We start from the raw sequence: 19,594 nt of genomic DNA on the forward strand, positions 1-19,594 counted from the left end.
TTATTCACCAATTTCCGCATCAATTTCATTGATAATTTCTGTTTGCAACTCTGGATCAACAATCGCATCAATCACATTTTTAAAATAACCCATACAAATTAATTTTCGCGCTTGTGGTACTGTTAATCCTCTTGTTTGTAAATAAAAAATCTGGTCTGGATCTAACATCCCAACAGCATTAGCGTGACTTGCTTTAATATCATTTTCATCAATTAATAGAATTGGGTCCGAAATTGCTTTTGATGTTTTATCAAATACTAATAAGCGCAATTCTTGATGAGCTTCTGATTTTGCCATTGTTTTTTCAATATGGCTAGTACATTTAACTTGTTGAAGAGATTGATCTTTGGCAATCGAATAAGTTTTAATATCACTTAATGTTTGGGGGGCTAAATGATGGGCATAAAGATTGACTGTTTTTTGATTACTATCAACAGCTAAACTAGCTAGATAATAACTAACGGCACTCTTTTTTCCGGCCAATTCAAAATTAACATTTGCTAAGATACTTGTATTGGCAATATTTAAATCATAGATTTTAGCTTTACTATTCATACTTTGATAATATGTAATATCACAGTTTTGGTCCTGTTGACTAGTTTTATAGATATTAATAATATTAACATTAACATTTTCTTCTAAACGAAATTTAACAGTTACCTTTTTATCAAAATAACAAAATAGTAAAATTGTAAAATCTTGCAGGTTTTTTGCAATCGTAATTTCAACATCATCATTATCGCTTGTTGCTCTTAGTACTAAATTTTGGTTTTCAGCTGTCGTTATTAAAAAATTATGGTCTGAATGAACTTTTTTATTACTTGTTATTTCCATTATTTCCTTTGTTAGCAGCACAGCCGATCCCACCAATAATTGGTTGTTGTTTTTTAGCAACTGGTGCTGTTAAATTTAGTTCTGCTAATAGTCATTCATAACCTTCTTTATTAATCCGTTCAACTAGCTGATTATCCCCTGATTTAACAATTTTTCCCTTAATAATAACATGGGCATGGGTTGGTTGGACCAAGTTGAAAAAACGATCGTAATGTGAAACAATAATTGCCGCAAAATTATCATTGATTCGTTTATTAATTTCTTCACTAACAACGCTTAAAGCATCAACATCAAGACCTGAATCAATTTCATCAATTAACGCTAAATCTGGTTTTAATAAATTTAACTGTAAAATTTCATTTTTTTTCTTCTCTCCCCCTGAAAAACCATTGTTTAAATAACGGCGAATCATACTATCATCAATTTTTAAATTTTTAACATTTGTATTAATTTGACTATATAATTCTGGCAATTTAATTGGTTCATCCCGGTGGGCATTAATAATACTCTTTAAAAAATCTAAGTTTAAAACCCCAGGGATTTCAACTGGTGATTGCATTGCATAAAAGATTCCTAAACGACTACGTTCATCAACTGACATTTCTAAAACGCTGACCCCATCAATTAAAATATCGCCATCTTCAACTGTATAACTAGGATGACCCATAATTGTTGCTAATAAGGTTGATTTCCCATTTCCATTCGGTCCCATTAAGGCATGAATTTCATTATTATTAACTGTTAAGTTAATCCCATTTAGGATTTTTTCCCCCTCAACACTTACAACTAAATTTTTAATCTCAATTTTTTTCATTTTTATCCCCTCCATTTTGCATAAATAACCTTTTTACAACAAGAAATTTTTATTTTGTTTTTAAATAAAGTCTACTTTTATTGTACAATAAAAGTAGACTTTATTTTATTTTTTTAATACAATATAGTTGCTATTTAAGAATTATGGTTAATAAAATAAGAAAGAAGGATGAACCTAAATGAAAAAACTTTTATCAATTTTAAGTAGTTTGGTGCTAACTGGGACTGCCGCTTCTGGGGTTATTGCATGTAGTAGTAAAGATGAAAATAAACATAAAAATTCAAATGGTGATAGTATTTGAGCATGATTACCAGGAATCTATGGGGGTCAAGATGTGACATCTCCTGACATTTGAAATACTTTAACAACCCCTAACATCAGAACGGGACAAAGTTGGTCAAATGATCCTAACCAATGAGATGGTAGTACACAATTAAAAATGTCAAAGCAATTAATGCAAATTTTAAGTGTTGCTATTTTAGCTAACCCGGAGAAATTTCTAAGTGACAATACCAAAAAAGATATTAACATTGCAGATTATCATGATTTAAGCGATATTTTAAAAGCGCAATGAAAATTATTAGTCCAAGCAACAAATAACAGCCTAGAAAATAAAATCCAAGATTTTAAAAATTCAGCTGGGAAAAATTGAGAAAAAGAATATCATAAATTCTTAGATGATAACTATCCTGATATTTCAGGGGCTAGTGGTAGCCAAAAATATAAAATTGAAGAAGAAAATTTTAAGGCTGCAATGATGACACAGGGTGTGGAAAACACGAAAAGTGCTTCAGCATTATTAACAGAAATTTTGTTAAATAACAATATGCGTACTTATAATACTAATGATGCTAACTCAGCAACTCCAATTTTAAAAAACTTCAATGAATTTTTACGTAATAATAGTGATGAAAAAAATTGACCAGCAAGTATAAATGATAAAATTCAATTAGCTTTAGCATTTAATTATGATTTTGCTAAAGGAGATTACTTAAATCCTAATGATTCTACATCTTTAGACCTAAGCAATTTAACGTTAGAAATAATAGATAAGTATTTAGCCAATATTGCAAAAAAATTAAAGGATGCGGGAGTCAATTATGATGTTAACAAGTTTTTACAACAAAATCGGGCTGTAGCAACACCTATCTTTAGGGGTAGCTCAGAACAAGAAATTGGGACACCAAGTTTGAATTTACCATATGATACTGGTCAATATTCAATGTTCCAAAAATATATGATTGATAAATGATTCCAAAATGAAAAACCATTAGCTTATTCAGAAGTTGTTTACAATTTTAAAACTGATGCTAAAGTAGAAGAAAATGGAATTAAAAGTGATTCTTTTGACCAATCAGCTAAAGATAGAATATTAGCTGATTTAACAACATTAAAAACAAACGATTGAAGTGAATTTATTAAGAAAACTGATCAAACTGTTACTGCTTCAGATACTCTTGTGACATTAAACTCAGATAAATCAGGAATTCTAAAAGCTAGTCTTTATGATGGAATTAATCAGGCCTCTCAAACTAAAGCAATTGGTGCCTTACCAACAACGTTTGATGATCTTATGAAACCTATTGATCGTTCAAATGGAACTCAATTAAGTAAAGCATGAAAAATTGGTACTTCAAATGACTATATTATTGCTTACTTTGATGTAACAGACGGTTTACATATTGCCCATATTGATGGAAATGAATTTTTACTAGATAGTACTAGTGATAATAAATTAGAAAAATTGGGAACCTTTAATAACAACTGACAATTTAGAGAGTTAAACTACTCAAGAAATGTATATAGTCAAATGACTGATAAATCACAAATCATTGTTTCAAAAGATAAAGGCCAACAAATGAATACGCACTTTAGTGACACTCAATACTTATGATATTTGGCAAACCGTAGTTTAGTTAATACTAGTTCACCAGCAACAAGCCCGTTAAAATTTAATCTTTTAAGTGAAGTTAAATCATACGCAGGTGGAGATAGTTCAATGTGGTGAACATGAATTTTTGATTTCTTTAATAATTATGCCAACATCTTACAATTAAATAATGATAAGTGATATACTAATTTTTTAACTTTTAAAGACTCAACAGGTACAACTGTTGAACCAACATGATTCATTAACCAAATTAATGCCGCTGATACTAATATTTCAGGAGGAGCCTTATCAACTTTACGAACTAAATTAGAAGAAGAAAATACTAAAATTAAAAACTATAAAGAAAATGGACCAGCATTAACAATTGAAACTAATAAGATTTTAAAAGATATCACTGAGGAAAAATTCTGAACTACTAACCCAGAAGTTAAAAGTAGTGTTAAAAATATCGTAAATATTAATCCAAATACAGTAAATTTGCAAGATGAGAAATATAGCATTCAAAATTATCAGGTAACTTTACCTAATAATGTTAATACAAATCGTTTTTACACTACTAGAAAGGGGCAATAACAATGAAAAAATTATTAAGCCTATTAGGTTCAATTGCACTTATCACAGCAACAACAACTAACGTTATTGCTTGTAATAGTAATACTAACGACCGTTTTACTAAACCAGCTATTAATGATGAAATTAAACGGTGAGTTTTAGCCCAAATTGATTCAGATAATGCTTCAAATACAGTTAAATACTCATTTAATGATCTGTTTACAAAAGCAGAACTAAAAACTGCCGCTGTTCGTTTAATTAATACTGTTATTTCAAAATTTTTCTATGGGGCGGAAGAATCAAGTCGAGCACGTTTTACTTCTGTGTCATTACCAAATGATAGTCCCGATTCAAAAATAGCTCAACAATTAGTTAACTTTGTTGAACAAGTAGCGATGGATAATTTATATACTAGTTATTTAAATAGTATTGAAAAATCTAATCCGTTAGAAATTCAAATTGCCAAAGATGGTTATTCAATTGATTATCAAACAGATAACTGATATGTTGCTGGAGTAAAATCATATTTCTGAACAGAAAGTCTGACAAACTTTGATTATACAAAAAGTCGTTCTGAACTTGATCAAGAAAATTTTAAATTAGATTCAAAGGATCTAGGAACAACTTATGCAGATTTTACAAAAGAAAAAGATGCTAATAAACAAAAGAAAATGTTACGAGTTCGTTTTAAAGATTATTTTGATCACGTTCTAGTCCCAAAAGTTCTTGATAATATCTTAACTGCAACATATTTACATCAAAATCAATTACGAACAAATGGACAAACATCAATTTATTTAAACAAAAATGGAACATTATTTAATGCTATTCAGTCATGAAATACTACAACAGGTTCAACTTGAAACACCTATGTTAAAATGGCATGAGAATTAAAACTGCCTATGGATAAATTAAACGCTTTATTTGAAACAGGAGGAGTATTTAAAGACCCTGCTGCCTTTAATACTAAATTTCGAACTGATAAAGCTGCATTAATAACAGACATTAAAACTGCATTTAGTACTGCTGATAGTGAAAATCATGAAGGAATTGACCCTATTTTTGGAGTAAATAACTTCAAAGGTTTCATTGGAATGAAAAAAACATCAGGAACACCTGCAGCTGCCGACATCTTTACAACCAATCCTGGAATTGATGCTTATAAAGACAAACTAGTTGATCCAGCAGCCGTTGGATTGTTAAAATCAGGTGAAGGTCAAAATCCATCAAGTTATCAATTTATTGATAGTAATAAGCGCTATGGTTCAGTTGTTATTGTTTTACCAATTTATGCAATCGATTTAATGAAAAATACTAGTCTAAATTATAGTGAAAAAGCAGAAACATCACATAATGTTGATTTAAACTGATACGCTGGTAATTCACCAATTGAAGATTTGGACCAAGAATGATTACAACAACAAAAATCAATTACTTGATTATATAACCAAGTTGGATTTTTAGGAACAAACGATGATAAAGGAAATCCAATCTATAATGAAGATGGTAGTCTTGTTAATACTCCTGCTGAAGGAATTGAAAAAGCAAAATTATTAAAATGATTAGAGTATACTTTTGCTACTCGCGATGATCTTCAAACAGCAGCCAAAACTAAACTATATTCAAATGCTTTTGCGAATAATCCTGATAATATTTATTCACAAACACTATATGATGAAATTGGCTCATATATTCAAAAAGACTAAAAATGTTGATTTATCAACATTTTTATTTTTTCAATTTTTTTATTGTATAATTACATTAAAATAAGGAGTGTTAAAAAATGAAAAAAGATTGCCTGTTTTGCCAAATTATTGCCCAAGAAATTCCTAGTCATAAAATTTATGAAAATGAATTTGTTTATGCTTTTTTAGACATTTTCCCTAACAGTAATGGCCATACTCTTGTCATTCCAAAAGTTCATTCAGAATATTATACTGATACTTCTGATAAATATTTAAGTGAGGTGGCAATTGCCGCTAAAAAAATTGCACAACAAATTTATCAAACCCTAAAACCAGAAGGAATCAATTTTATTAGTAACGAAAAAGAGTTAGCTTTTCAACAAGTTTTCCACTATCATTTACATATTGTTCCCAAATATGAAAAAAACAAAGGTTATAACTTTAACCTGATCCCTGATCAAAATAGTATGCAGGATTTAGCAACAATTAAAAATCTATTAGAAATTAAATAGGTTAAAAAATAAAAACTCCGAATAAATAATTCGGAGTTTTTATTTTTTCTTAAGTTCTTGGTCGTTTTCGGCAAATAAATGGGCCCCATCGCCATTAATAACTAGGCTATTCGCCCCAACAGTAAATTCCGCTTCAACAAGACTTTGCTCAAAGTAATCACTATTAGCATAAACTGGTGATAGTTTTAAAACCCTTTGATTTGTTGAACCAATTAAACGACGTGATTTATCTAATTTTTCAATAACGAAGGGCCCATCAATTAAAATATCAATTTTGGCCAAAATATCGGGGTGTTTTTCTAGTAATAATTCATATAAATAACCAGAAAAAACTAGGGTTGTTAACCCATTAGCCTGACACAATGTTAAAAATTCTAGTAGTGCTTTTGGTTGGATAAATGGCTCTCCCCCTAAAACAGTAACTCCTTCAATATCAAAGCGGGTTTTTGCATCTAGGACAGCCTTAAATAACTCCTCGACAGGCATAACATTTTTATTTAATAGCGGAATCATTTCTTGATTACTACATCCCCGACAATTTAAAATACATCCTTGCATTCATAAGGCAAAGCGTTTCCCAGGCCCTTCAATTGTTGTTAACGAAACAAAGCGATTAAAATTTATTAAATTACTATTTGTCATTGATTTTATCCCAATGCATATTCAATCTGACTGTTACGAACAATTAATTGAATTGTTTGACCAGGGCGAAACTGGGCTTGGTTATTGAAAATAAACTCACTTAAACTATCTACAACATGTTGTTCAATACTATTTAATAAGTCCCGTCCCCCTTTTTTATCATCAGCATCTTGCATAATGATCGGTAACAGTTCATTAACATTCATAAATTCTAAATTTACTTTATATTTTTCTTTAACAGCAAATTGAATTGGTTTTAATTTATGTAAAATTAAGGTTGCTTTGAAATGTTCATCTTTAATAAAGTTAAAAGGAACAATATTATTTCCAATTCTTCCTAATAATTCTGGTCGTTTTAATTCGGTGCGGAAATGGTTAGATACTTTTTCAATAAATTGTTTTTGAATTTCCGAAAATGGTAACTTATCGTCAACTTCACTAGCACCAATATTTGAAGTGAAAATAATAAACGAATCCGAAAAACTAACTGTTTGACCCTTATTATCTGTTAAACGGCCATCTTCTAAAATTTGTAAAAACTTATCTAAAATTCGGGGGTGAGCTTTTTCAATTTCATCAAATAGTAAAACACTAAAAGGTTTTTCCTTAATGGCATTAGTTAATTGCCCCCCTTCTTCATATCCAACATAACCGGGAGGTGCTCCAATTAATTTTTGATCACTAGCTTCTTGATTATATTCTGACATATCAAAACGGATACAATTTTTTTCATCCCCAAATAAGAATTTTGCTAACGCTTTTGCTAATTCCGTTTTCCCAACTCCAGTTGGCCCAACAAAAAATAATGTTCCTTTGGGTTTTGTTCGGCGAGCTGAATATTGAACCCCAGATAGGCCTGTAAAGGCTTTATAGACAACTTTTTTAACCTTATCAATGGCATGGTCTTGACCAATTACCCGTTTTTTTAACTCCTCATTAATTGTTGCCAATTTTTGATAATTCATTTCTTCTCATGGAGATACTTTTTCCCCATACTGATATGAATTTAATAGTTTTTCAAATGGTAAACGTTCTGGAATATTATTTGAGTATTTAATTAATTGATAAACTTCTTTTAAGGTTCATCCTTCCATTGTGTCGTAGATATCTTGTAATTTTAAAAGATCTTGGTTTAAGTCTTCGGTAATTTTAAAGAAGTTTTTATTTGTTAAAATAAATTTTTCCCGTTCTTCACGGTTTGGTTTACTTAATGTAATTGTTGTCACATCAGGATTATTTAAATAAAAAGAAGTTGGTAATTTTCCGACATTATTCGTAATAAAAATTAATGCGGTATCAAAATCAATAATTTCTGATTGGTCAAACTTTTTATCACGAAAAGCTTTACTAATTGAAATCAAGTTAACGCGTTCTTCTTCACTTAAACTTTGTTCATTTGAAAATAAATAATCCGAGCAGTCAGCAATAAAAGCAACTTTTTGAGGACTAGTATCAAGCATATTGCGGCGAACTATTGCAAAAAATTCGGCTAGGGATGTAAATTGGCCTTGTTGTTGGTTTTTATTCTCATTATTACTATTAATTAATTCTTGCCCAAAATCATAAGCTTCTCCCGCTTGGTCTTTTTTCGGAGCATTTTTATCAACTAACGTTAATTGGCTAATATTACCTCCTGTTAAACCATCAATGCGATCTCAGGTAAAAACTTGGTTAAAACCACGTTCTTGCAATAATAATTTGACCTTATCTTTAATCCCCAGATAAGTATTTTTATTTTCATAAATATCATTAACATTACCCTCAACAATTACGCAGCGCTTAATTCCGACTTGATTTTTTAATTTATCTAAATTACTTTTAACACTCATTTGCTATTCCTCACTTTATTTTCTTTTATATATTATAATTTTTTTTCGAAATAATTAAAACCTTTCCCCTATTTTTTATCGGTTTTCGGCTTAACAGCCATTTTAGCTTGATTCATAATTTTATCCGGATTTAAATAAACCTTATTTTGCTCTTTTGATAATGACACATCATACATTGAAAGATCATTAACAAATGGTTGTTCATCAATATCATGGGCATGACCTTCATAACCTTCAAATTTATAGGTAAAACGGCCATCAAGATAAACTTTGAAAATTGCTTCTTCACCAGTTACTTTTTTAGCATACAAAATAACAACTTTATCTTCATTTTCTTTAACAAGGCGAATGTCATTTGCATCAACAAGAAAACCGCGATTTTTAATTGCTTGTAAAATTGAACTAATTGCATGTTTTCGCGCTGATTCATCCAATTGCTTATTAATAATTTTCTGTTGTAATTTTAACGCCGTTGCTGCTAATTCGTCTTGACTGTTAAAATCTTGCTGATTAAATTGCTCTAAATCTTCAATTAATTCCGCTTTAACAAATTTATCCTCGGCAATTTGTTGATTAAAATTACCCAAATATTGTAATTTAACAAATTCTTGCGACATTTGGAAGTTACTAATTTCTGTTTTAACAACTTCGGCAATTTCGGCAGGGGTAAAATTAATTAATTTTGCCCGGTTGTTTTTAAAAAAAGTTAAAACAATTGCTTTTGAATTACTATCACTAACAGAAGCCACTAATTCTTGTTCTAATTGATCTAAATTAAGATTAGTACGCTGTTGAAGATTTGTTAACCGTGCTCTTGTTTCATCTTCAACAACACGAATTTTTAGATTTTCAATATTTTGCTGAATTTCTGCTAACCGTAAAGTTTTTTGTTCTAAAAAAAAGTTAACCCGTTTCGCTAATTCTAAGTCAACATGACTGACTTTGGAAAATTCTTGCACTAATTCATTTTCTAATAAATCACGGTGAATTAAGTCTAATTCTGCTAAATACCCTTCAATTTCTTGACAATTTAAGCCACTAACATCAATACTTTGTAGTTGGGTTAACAGTTGTGCTAAGTTTTCTTTAATAAAATTAATATTAATTCCTAATCGTTCGATTTTTTTCTGGTAATTATACATTACCTGTTCAACACTCATACTCATTATTTAAACACCTCTTTGATTTCTTGATATCATTTATTAATTAAGTCCCGATTTTTGGCTGGAACAACTTCATTACGTCCTTGGTCACAATATAGATAAAGTTTTAATTCTTCATACAAATCAATAATTCTTTTTGCTTGCTCTTTTGACCCTTCTTTTTTTAAAATAAATAATTTTTCATTTAAATATTTAACACCCTGCATTTTATTTTTTAAGATATGATCAAGCTTTTCTTCTAATAGATTAGCCAAATATAAGGCTGCTCTTCCTCAAGTGCCAGCATCTAAATACTCTTGAAATTTCGCCTCGGAATTAAACATGTTTTCATATTTAATTGTTCGGAACTTGTACTCTAATTTTGAAAGGGCATGTAATAACTGCAACGATAAGTCAAAACTTGTTTCAAAATGACTAAAGCGTTCAATAATAACATTGACAAAAGACCAAATTGTTGGCCAATAGCGCTGGATATTATTAATATCACGGCGGTTCATTTCCCCAAAATATTTTAAATAGTCGGCGGTAAAACTATATAAATAATTTAATAATTGCACATCCCCACTTGGTTGACGATATTTATTAAAATATTGTTCAATATTATCAACACTAAGAGCAAATAAAACTTTGTTTAAAACATGGAAAAGATTTTGATTCCAAATTTTTTCTAAAACAAGTGGATCACACTGCGCTGATAATTCTAGTAATTCTTCTAACGAAACATTATTTTTATTATAATATTTTTGTAAAATTGCGAGGATTTCTTTTGCTGGCAAAATATTTTGCTGACTTAAAATTCGATAGGCTTCAATAATATTACTACTTGTTGTTGCCATTTGCTCTAATAAATTTAACAACGCCGAATGAATTAAATTTTGATAATTTGGTTTTTGCTGGAATGCTTTTGTTTTTTCCTGCCAACTTTGTAAAAAGCCAACTTTATTTGAATAATCACTTCCCACAACAATTTTGATAAATCCTAACATTGCTTCTTCACTATCATTTAATAAATCTAGTAAATAAATAAAAGTTAAAATAAGGTCATCTTGTTTTTGGTCAGCTAATTCTTCCCATTTGCTAATTAAGTATTTGCTCTGTTCCATTAACTGTTTAGAAATTGTTTTATAAATTCCAGCCCCATAATCATCTTGATATTTATTAACTAACGTTAAATTTTTATTATAAGTAATTAAATCTAACTTTTGAAAATTATAAACTTCTGATTGCTGTTTATAATTGGCAAAAAGAATTAAAAACTCTTTTGCTAGATTAAAATCATTTGTGGCAAAGCGAAAGATAGGTAAAGACCCCGATAAATCAGTTAAAGTTGTTTTCTTATCGTTATTAACTAAAATCAAACAATTAAAATTATTTAAGTGATAGTATTTTTGTGCTAAAAGTTTTTCTTCTTTTAAAAGATCATTGTTGACAATTACAATCTTTGCGTTTACCAACATTGGATTAATCATTCGTGGGTCTTGATAATAATCTGTTTCAAAAGCACTAGCTGGAATTTGACGATTAGATAATGTAAAGTCCTGTTTTAAATCAAAATTAATTGTGTTGATAAAAATTGTTGTAATTTTTTCGCGAAGTTGTTGATTACTATCAATTAAATTTTGAATTTGCAAATTATTAACATGCATCTTAAGATCTTTAAAAGTTGTTAAGGTTAAATTAACTTCAACGACTTCATATCCAGGAACAGTGTACAGTCCTAAATCAAAATCTGATTGTGAAGTAGTTAAATGTTCTTTCCCAATTCGCAAACTATTAAAAATTGTGTCTTTATTAAAGTTAAAAAGGCTTTGGCCACTTAATTTAACTGTTTCTAAAACATTTAGCAAATCATTACTATTAATTTTTGCGACTGTTGGTGAGGTAATTGTTAACTGTTCATCTTTCACAGTTGCTATTAAAGCTAACTGGGGTGGGGCAATTATTATTTCGCCACTAAAATCGTCAATTAAAAACTCAATTGCTATTTCTTTTTGTTGATTTTTTCCAATTAAAAAACCTTTTTCTAATGTCTCTAAGCCTGCTGGAGAAATGTGAAATATGCCAATCGCACTATCAATTCAATCTGTTTTATTATAACTTGCTGACAGATAGTTAAATGAAGTTTGGGTATTAATTTCAATGATTTCTTCTTTTTCAATTAAATCTTTTAAGCACTCCTGATAAATTCGTAAATCTTGGAGTTGTAATTCTTGCTGTAAAATATCTTTTAACGAAGCATTTTTATCCGGATAATTTGCAATTGCATTTAAAATTAAATACTGAAAAAAAGATGGCCGTTTTGGTGTTTGATAACCAACCATGACTGATAGTTTTCTTCATTTTTTAAATATTTTAACGACCCCTATTTTCATGTCCTTACTCCTTTACATTTTCACAAATATCTTCAGCTGTTCAGACACTTCCAAATGTCCGAATAATCTTAATAATCTCATCATAAACTCGTGTTAATTTTGTTATTGTTGGATTCATTACTGTTGGAATTTCAACTTCAATATTAGCAAAGAAATTAATTGACCCAATAATTACAAGCATATTTTTAGCCCGGGAAAAAGCAACATTTAAACGCTCATATTTTTGAACAAATTCCTTATTTGCGCGAGCTTGATTTTTTGGATGGCGGACAGTATTAACAATTACAATATCACTTTCCCGCCCTTGATAATCATCAACCGTTGAAATTTCTAAACTAATATTTTTTAGTTTAACCGCTTGTAATGCCTTGCGTAGTTTCTTAACGTGTAAACCATAAAAACTAATCACAGCAACATTTGGTTTATGAGCTAACTTAACTGGTAAAGCCCCATAACCTTGATCAATTAATTTTAATGTTGCTATTGTTAATTCGATTTCTAGCCAGTTAAATAAACTTGTACTTCCTGCTTCCCCCTGTTCGTAAACTAATTCTTGATTTGTATCACGGGAAGAGTCTAGTCAGTAAATTGCCTTATTAGCACTAAAAATAGTTTGTTGTTGCTTATTACCAACATTTAGATAATGCTGTTTTTGTAAGTTTTGATGGGTTGGATCTCCTAATTGTAATTGGTTTTCATAAAAGACATTAACGACTTTCATAATATCACCATGACTACGAAATTGTTCAACTAAAATCCCTTTAACAGAATCATCACATTGTGAAATCAACTTTTTAAACATTGATTGTGTTACTAATTGGGTAAAATCAAAGTAACTATAATTTTCATGATATAGTTCATTAATTTTATTGACATCACTTTCTTGGAATTGCATCATTGGCGGTAATTGGCGATAATCTCCAACTAGAACAACAGCTTTACCATATACTAATGGCATTAAAATTTCCATTGGCGTTAATTTACTTACCTCATCAATAATAACAACATCAAAACTAAAAGACTTAATATCAATATCACTAATATTGTAATCAGCTAAAATTTTATTTTTACTTTGTAAATAAATTTGATTTGAAGTAGCGGTCATTGCCACAACATTAACATTATTTTGTAAAAATTGATTAGCATAAATTTTTGTATCTTTTTCTAGCGCCGGAGTAAAAATATTATTATTAAAGTTTTCTCCCGTTAAAAATTGTGTCATTTGATAATTTCGGTCTAAAAAGTTAATCATATTATTAACAAACTTTCCTTTGGCAATTTTTTCTTTTTGAATTGTTTTAATTTCTTGGTCAAGGCTAACAATAATATCATCTAACTCATTAATCGTTGTTGTAATATCTTTAATATTTAACGTCATATTAAAAATCTGATTAATATTATAAACAATATTTTCAACATCAACTTTTAACTGATTAATTTTTTGTTCTAAACCATTAAATTCCGTTTCTAAATAAGATAATTCTTGGTCAGTTTGATTTTGTTCAGCTATTGTAATTAATTTTTCATTGTCACTAATTTGTTTTTGATATTTTGATTTCAAATCGATTAACCCCGTTTGTAATCCGGCCGTTTGTTGAAGATGAGCAACATTACCTTGTTTTAAACTAGCTTGTTTTTGCAAATTAATGATTGCTTCATTTAATGTTAATAATTCTGTCGCTCAATTATCATCACGATAAGCAGGCTCAACTTGTTTCAACGCTAACAATTGTCCTTTTTTATCAGCAATTGCTGTGATTGTTTCTGGGTCTAAACTATCGGCTAATAATTGACGATAGACTTCTGGAATTGAATAAGAAACATCAAAATCTAAATTTAGTTTTTCCTGGATTAAAGGTCCAAAATGTTGATTAAATAAAGTTGTTAAGTCATTAGTATTTTGGACATGACCATTTCACTCAGAATCTTTTAATAACTCTTGAAAATTATCAATGTTATTAATTTCTACTAATAATTTTTTATTATCATTTTTTAATGTTAATAATTTTGTCAAATTTTCTTCTTGACTGGTTTTTAATCCCCTGATTTTAGTTTCTAATGTTTGATATTCGTTAAGTTCTTTTGCTAGCATTTTGGCATTCGCTTTTAAATTTTGTAAAGCTTCTTTTTGCGATTGATATTGGTCATCAATCCCTTCTCATTTTGTTAAATATTCCCGTGTTAAATAAGAATGCATAAAACGATAGTTATTAAAAACAACACGATCAGGGTTAAAATCATTAAAACGATTCTTTTTCCGAACTTCTTCCCCCGTTAAGCGTAATGGCACAATTAAAGGAGACTTAAATAAACGAGTTAAAACATTATCAATCGCGGTATGATTTTGAGAAGAGATTAAAACTTTTTTATTTAATTTTGCATATTGATAAACTAATTCGGCAATAAACTCTGTTTTCCCGGTTCCTGGCGGCCCTTGTAATAAAAAGATATCTTGGGAATTTAGGGCTTTAACAATTGCCGCTTTTTGACTGTTATTCAAGTTCTTTGCCGCAAAAGTTAAATCCTTTTCTTGGATTAATTTATTACTAAATTTTAATTTTAAATCTTTAATATTAAAAAGATAATTTATTAAATACGGATTGGCAACATCATTACGAACTATTTTATCAATAATCATATTACTACGGCGAATTAGTGTTGATTCTCCTTTTCCAAGGTAACCAAGATAACCATATTCAGGAACATTTTTTAATAGGAAATCATATTCATAATCATTTTCACTTTTAAATTCATAACAGACAATAACTGAATAGTAATTATTTAATTGTTCAGCTAAAATTTTGCCGACTGCTTTTAACTCATCAACTTGCCCTTGTAATGGTTGTTGGCTTTGAAAAATTGCCATTAAGTTCTGATAAACTTGCTGAGTATTTTGAACTGTTGTATCTTTTGCTAACGGCACAGCAAAGCCTAATTCAAAGCTCTCACTATTATCTTGGGCAAATGCTTCGTTAAAAGTAAAATTAAAAATTGATAATAAATTATCATTACTATATTCTCGATTTAATTGCCAGTTTGTTAAACTTAGATTTGCTAATTTTTGTAAATCACTAATTTGTTCTGGTTGCTCAACTAATAAATCTAAAAAAACCACTGTTACTTCTTCAAAATTAGGATAAATTGCTAAACTTTGTTGTTGAAAAAGACTTTTTTTAACATATCAAAAATTGTTTTGGACAAAATGGGGATCATGAAATTGTTGATAGTTTTGATTACTACGAGGAATTTTAACATATTCAACTAATTGGCGTCCTAAGAAAATCGCGGCTTTTTTTCGTTTATAATCTAAATCTTGTTGCTGAAAATTTAAATACTTAAGCCATTCTTCTTTTTCATCTTGAAAATTAGAAACTAAGAACTTCATTTTGCTCATAATATCTGACCCAAAAATTGTCCGGATTTTTGCTTCATTATGATTAAAGTTATCACTAACTTCTAAAACAACATCTTGGGCTGGCGTTTCAAAATCTTGAGCTGTTTTTTCCATTCCTGTTAAAAAAATATTTTTAACATTAACAATTCCCAAAGCTGGGTCGATATCCCCTAATACTGTTAATGATAAATTAGGGTCAATTAATTCATTTAAAAATGTAATTGATTTAAAGCGGATTAAAACATCATATAAGGTTTTTTCTTTCCCGCTTTTATCTTTTTTAATTTTTGCTTGATCATTAATTAAACAAACAAAAAAATCAGCTAAACAAATATGTTTTTTAAAAAACCCATATAAATCCTTAATCGTTTTAATATTTTCTAATTTTAAATTCTGGACATCTTCATCTGTGAACTTATTTTTGCCATTTGTTAGCAAATAAAAATTTAGCAATAATGCTTTGCCATTATAATTATTACCGTTAATGATAAAATCATTGACCAAAATAATCCACCCTCTTTACTACTCTTATCTCTATTATTATACTAAACTTACCTCTAATAACCAATAAAAGAGGATAAATAAAAAAAGTACAATTAAACTGTACTTTTTTAACAATATCTAACGTTTTGAATATTGTGGTGCACGACGCGCTCCACGTAATCCATATTTTTTACGTTCTTTAATGCGTGAATCACGCGTTAACATTCCCGCATGTCTTAATAGGACTTTGTAATCTTGTGACGCCTCAACTAGGGCTCTTGCGATTCCTAATCTTGTTGCCCCTGCTTGTCCAGTAAATCCACCACCTGCTACCTTAACTGTAATGTCAAATTCTTCTCTTACCCCAGTGATTTGTAAAGGTTGTTCCAAATCTTGCACTAATGTTGCATATGGGAAGAACTCTAAAGCTGGTTTCCCATTAACAACGATATTTCCTTTTCCAGGAGTTAACACAACTTGTGCAACTGAAGTTTTTCTTCTTCCAGTTCCACGATAAATAACTTCTTGTTTTTTTGCCATCTTATACTCCTTTTATTTCCCAGCAAGCTCTAACTTTTCTGGTTTTTGTGCTTCATGTGGATGTTCTGATCCAGCATAAACAAATAAATTACGGAATAATTGACTTCCTAATTTATTTTTTGGTAACATTCCTTTAATTGCATGTTCAACTGGATAAATTGGTTTTTTCTTTAACATATCATGGGCAGTTGTACGACTCAATCCACCTGGGTGTTGTGAGTGTTTATAGTAGATTTTCCCTTGTAATTTATTACCAGTAAAGATAACTTTATCAGCATTAATAATAATTACATTATCACCACAGTCAACGTGTGGTGTATAAGCCGGTTTGTTTTTACCTTTTAATATCATTGCAACTTGCGTTGCTAAACGTCCTAAAATAAGACCTTGCGCATCAATAACATATCATTTTTTATCAACATTAGCTGAATTTAAAACGGTTGTTTGTCTCATGCATTTTGCCTCCTAACACTATTCCGTACCAGGGTTTAATGTATAAAGCATATATATTATAACCAAAAGTAAATCGAGAATCAATAAAAATAACTTGGAATTATTGGAAATATCATCGCCGACAGCAGGAACTAGTATTACTATTCCTTATTTTTTAAGTAAATTTATGATAAGATGGTATTAATAACACTATACATTTTTATTAAATACCACTTAGCAATAAGAATTTTAATGAAAGAGAGAGCAAATATATGCGTATATTCTTAAAAGTATTATCCCTGTCGGTGTTGTTTGCCAGTTATCCAATGACTTTAATAGGATGTGCCAATAATACGGATTATCGCGATGATCGTAGTTTTTTACAAAAAGAAGATGACAAGTATTTATCAAATAATCAATTAACCCTAAATTCGAAAAAACATGCCTTACTATTTGGTGTTGATGGGGTTCCTTACCAAAATATCAAGGAAAGCTTACCAACAGCTCAGGAAGTTGTTTTTAAAAGCAATTTTTATATTCAAAGTTATGAAACAATCAAAGGATGAAAATCAATTTTTTGAGGTAATATTTTAGAAACCGGAACAAATGTTTTTGAATTAATTAAGAAAAATGATTCAACAATTAAAACAGCAATTGCTTTACAAGAACTAGGACCATGATATGTGGAAAACATTTTTAATGTTCCTTTACGAAATAACATTGATACAGTTATTGATGATGAAAATTTTGATTATAACACTGTTGAAGCAATTAATTATTGAGCAGAAAAATTACTAGCAGATATTAATACTTTAACAACAGAAGGTAATAACTTTATTTTTGCTTATAATGGTATTTTTGATTCCTTAAAACATAGTAACGTTCCAGATGATCATCCAATTATTAAAACATTACTTAGCCAATATGACAAAATTTGAACTAATGTTCTAAAAAATTTGCCAAAAGAAGATTGATTAATTATGAGTACAACTGATCATGGTCGTAATTTAGATGGTTTTAATCATAATAATAATCAAATTAGTTCCCACTTTTCTTGGCTTTTAGCTAACCATGATTTAAATGCTATTTTAGAACATAACTTTAGTAATTTCTATGACATCAGAACCGTTATTCTAAAATGACTGATGACTAATTAAAAAACTAGTTTAATTAAACTAGTTTTTTAATACTTAATATCATTATAAATTGGAAATTTTTCTAGCAAGGTTTTTACTGCTTGGCTATATTTTATTAAACTTTCATCACTATGATCTTTTAATACCCCAACAATAATTTCTCCTAACTGTTGAAATTCTGCTGTTCCAAATCCTCTTGTTGTCATTGCTGGTGTTCCTAAGCGAATACCACTTGTTACAACTGGTGTTTCGGTATCAAATGGGATCATATTTTTATTACAAATAATTCCAATTTTTTGTAAAATTGCTTCAGCGTCTGCTCCGGAAAGACCAACACTTTTTTTGACATCAACCATTAATAAATGATTATCAGTTCCATTTGAAATTAAAGTAAAATTATTGTCTTGTAATGTTTTAGCCAAAACTTTTGCATTATTAATAACATTTTGTTGATATGTTTTAAAGTCTGGGGCTAAAGCTTCAATAAAAGCCTGTGCTTTCGCCCCAATTATGTGTTCTAATGGCCCCCCTTGGTTTCCAGGGAAGACAGCACTATCAATTTTTTTCGCTCATTTGGCTGTTGATAAAATTAAGCCCCCACGTGGGCCACGTAACGTTTTATGCGTTGTTGACGTCACGACATCAGCATAAGGAATTGGGGACATATGTAAACCAGCCGCCACTAATCCGGCAATATGAGCCATATCAACCATTAATAAAGCCCCAACACTATCAGCTATTTCGCGGAATTTTTTAAAATCAATTTCACGTGAATATGCACTAGCTCCCGCAACTATTAATTTTGGTTGTACTACTTTCGCAATTTGAGCAATTTCATCATAATCTAATTCTTGGGTTGTCGGATTAACCCCATAACTATGAAATTCATATAAACGTCCTGAAAAATTTACTTTATGTCCATGTGTTAAATGGCCACCAGCTGATAAATCCATTGCCAAAACTTTATCTCCTGGTTTTAGCATTGCATAATAAGCTGCCGTATTGGCTTGGCTCCCTGAATGGGGTTGGACATTAGCATGTTCAGCTTGAAACATTTCCTTTACCTTATCAATTGCTAATTGCTCAATTTTATCAATATATTCACAGCCCCCATAATAGCGATGAAAAGCATATCCTTCACTATATTTATTCGTTAAAATTGACCCAGCAATTTCTAAAACTGCTTCACTAACATAATTTTCTGAAGCAATTAATTCAATATGATCTTGTTGGCGCTTTAATTCTAAATTCATTAATTCTTGTAATTGTTGATTTATTTTCATAATCTTCCTCCGTTCTTATTTCTTTCTAAAAT

At 29.7% G+C, this 19,594-nt stretch carries 14 protein-coding genes; 4 read left to right on the plus strand and 10 right to left on the minus strand.

Going from position 1 to position 19,594, the window contains the following annotated elements; all coding sequences use genetic code 4:
• Nucleotides 1-834, minus strand: coding sequence for a SufB/SufD family protein (locus tag SSYRP_RS04870; protein ID WP_016341184.1), 834 nt, complete (start codon nucleotides 832-834; stop codon nucleotides 1-3).
• On the minus strand, nucleotides 818-1,648 hold the full coding sequence (gene sufC / locus SSYRP_RS04875; protein ID WP_016341185.1) for a Fe-S cluster assembly ATPase SufC: 831 nt from the start codon (nucleotides 1,646-1,648) through the stop codon (nucleotides 818-820). The genes SSYRP_RS04870 and sufC overlap by 17 nt, the downstream gene beginning before the upstream one ends.
• A 178-nt stretch (nucleotides 1,649-1,826) precedes the next feature.
• On the opposite strand from sufC, the gene SSYRP_RS04880 reads away from it, so the two are divergent.
• The 3 genes from SSYRP_RS04880 (at nucleotide 1,827) to SSYRP_RS04890 (ending at nucleotide 6,288) form a co-directional block, all read left to right on the plus strand.
• Entirely contained in the window at nucleotides 1,827-4,112 is a 2,286-nt protein-coding gene (locus tag SSYRP_RS04880; RefSeq protein WP_016341186.1) for a lipoprotein, read from the plus strand.
• Nucleotides 4,113-4,114: 2 nt separating this feature from the next.
• Entirely contained in the window at nucleotides 4,115-5,797 is a 1,683-nt protein-coding gene (locus tag SSYRP_RS04885) for a lipoprotein (protein ID WP_016341187.1), read from the plus strand.
• A gap of 77 nt (nucleotides 5,798-5,874) precedes the next feature.
• Nucleotides 5,875-6,288: an HIT family protein gene (locus SSYRP_RS04890; RefSeq protein ID WP_016341188.1), complete on the plus strand. Its 414-nt coding sequence runs from the start codon at nucleotides 5,875-5,877 to the stop codon at nucleotides 6,286-6,288.
• A 39-nt stretch (nucleotides 6,289-6,327) separates the two neighbouring features.
• Here the strand turns inward: SSYRP_RS04890 and SSYRP_RS04895 are convergent, their stop codons facing one another.
• The 7 genes from SSYRP_RS04895 to rplM form a co-directional block, all read right to left on the minus strand.
• The gene (locus SSYRP_RS04895; RefSeq protein ID WP_016341189.1) at nucleotides 6,328-6,930 is read right to left on the minus strand and encodes a 4Fe-4S single cluster domain-containing protein; all 603 of its coding nucleotides are present in this window, start codon (nucleotides 6,928-6,930) and stop codon (nucleotides 6,328-6,330) included.
• Nucleotides 6,931-6,935: 5 nt separating this feature from the next.
• Nucleotides 6,936-8,759 (minus strand): AAA family ATPase, encoded by a 1,824-nt coding sequence (locus SSYRP_RS04900; RefSeq protein ID WP_016341190.1) that lies wholly within the window; start codon nucleotides 8,757-8,759, stop codon nucleotides 6,936-6,938.
• A 68-nt stretch (nucleotides 8,760-8,827) separates the two neighbouring features.
• Nucleotides 8,828-9,925 (minus strand): hypothetical protein, encoded by a 1,098-nt coding sequence (locus tag SSYRP_RS04905; protein ID WP_016341191.1) that lies wholly within the window; start codon nucleotides 9,923-9,925, stop codon nucleotides 8,828-8,830.
• Nucleotides 9,925-12,294 (minus strand): hypothetical protein, encoded by a 2,370-nt coding sequence (locus SSYRP_RS04910; protein ID WP_016341192.1) that lies wholly within the window; start codon nucleotides 12,292-12,294, stop codon nucleotides 9,925-9,927. The genes SSYRP_RS04905 and SSYRP_RS04910 overlap by 1 nt, the downstream gene beginning before the upstream one ends.
• Before the next feature lie 4 nt (nucleotides 12,295-12,298).
• Nucleotides 12,299-16,192, minus strand: coding sequence for an AAA domain-containing protein (locus SSYRP_RS04915; RefSeq protein WP_016341193.1), 3,894 nt, complete (start codon nucleotides 16,190-16,192; stop codon nucleotides 12,299-12,301).
• 117 nt (nucleotides 16,193-16,309) lie between these two features.
• On the minus strand, nucleotides 16,310-16,711 hold the full coding sequence (rpsI, locus tag SSYRP_RS04920) for a 30S ribosomal protein S9 (RefSeq protein ID WP_016341194.1): 402 nt from the start codon (nucleotides 16,709-16,711) through the stop codon (nucleotides 16,310-16,312).
• Nucleotides 16,712-16,723: 12 nt separating this feature from the next.
• On the minus strand, nucleotides 16,724-17,164 hold the full coding sequence (gene rplM / locus SSYRP_RS04925; protein ID WP_016341195.1) for a 50S ribosomal protein L13: 441 nt from the start codon (nucleotides 17,162-17,164) through the stop codon (nucleotides 16,724-16,726).
• Nucleotides 17,165-17,415: 251 nt separating this feature from the next.
• Here rplM and SSYRP_RS04930 point away from each other — a divergent pair, with 251 nt between their 5' ends.
• On the plus strand, nucleotides 17,416-18,300 hold the full coding sequence (locus SSYRP_RS04930) for an alkaline phosphatase family protein (RefSeq protein WP_016341196.1): 885 nt from the start codon (nucleotides 17,416-17,418) through the stop codon (nucleotides 18,298-18,300).
• Nucleotides 18,301-18,326: 26 nt separating this feature from the next.
• On the opposite strand, the gene SSYRP_RS04935 is transcribed toward SSYRP_RS04930, so the two are convergent.
• Complete coding sequence (locus SSYRP_RS04935; protein ID WP_016341197.1) at nucleotides 18,327-19,562, minus strand: serine hydroxymethyltransferase; 1,236 nt, start codon at nucleotides 19,560-19,562, stop codon at nucleotides 18,327-18,329.
• Nucleotides 19,563-19,594 lie beyond the last annotated feature (32 nt).

It is taken from the genome of Spiroplasma syrphidicola EA-1, assembly GCF_000400955.1.
GTDB lineage: Bacteria > Bacillota_I > Bacilli_A > Mycoplasmatales > Mycoplasmataceae > Spiroplasma > Spiroplasma syrphidicola.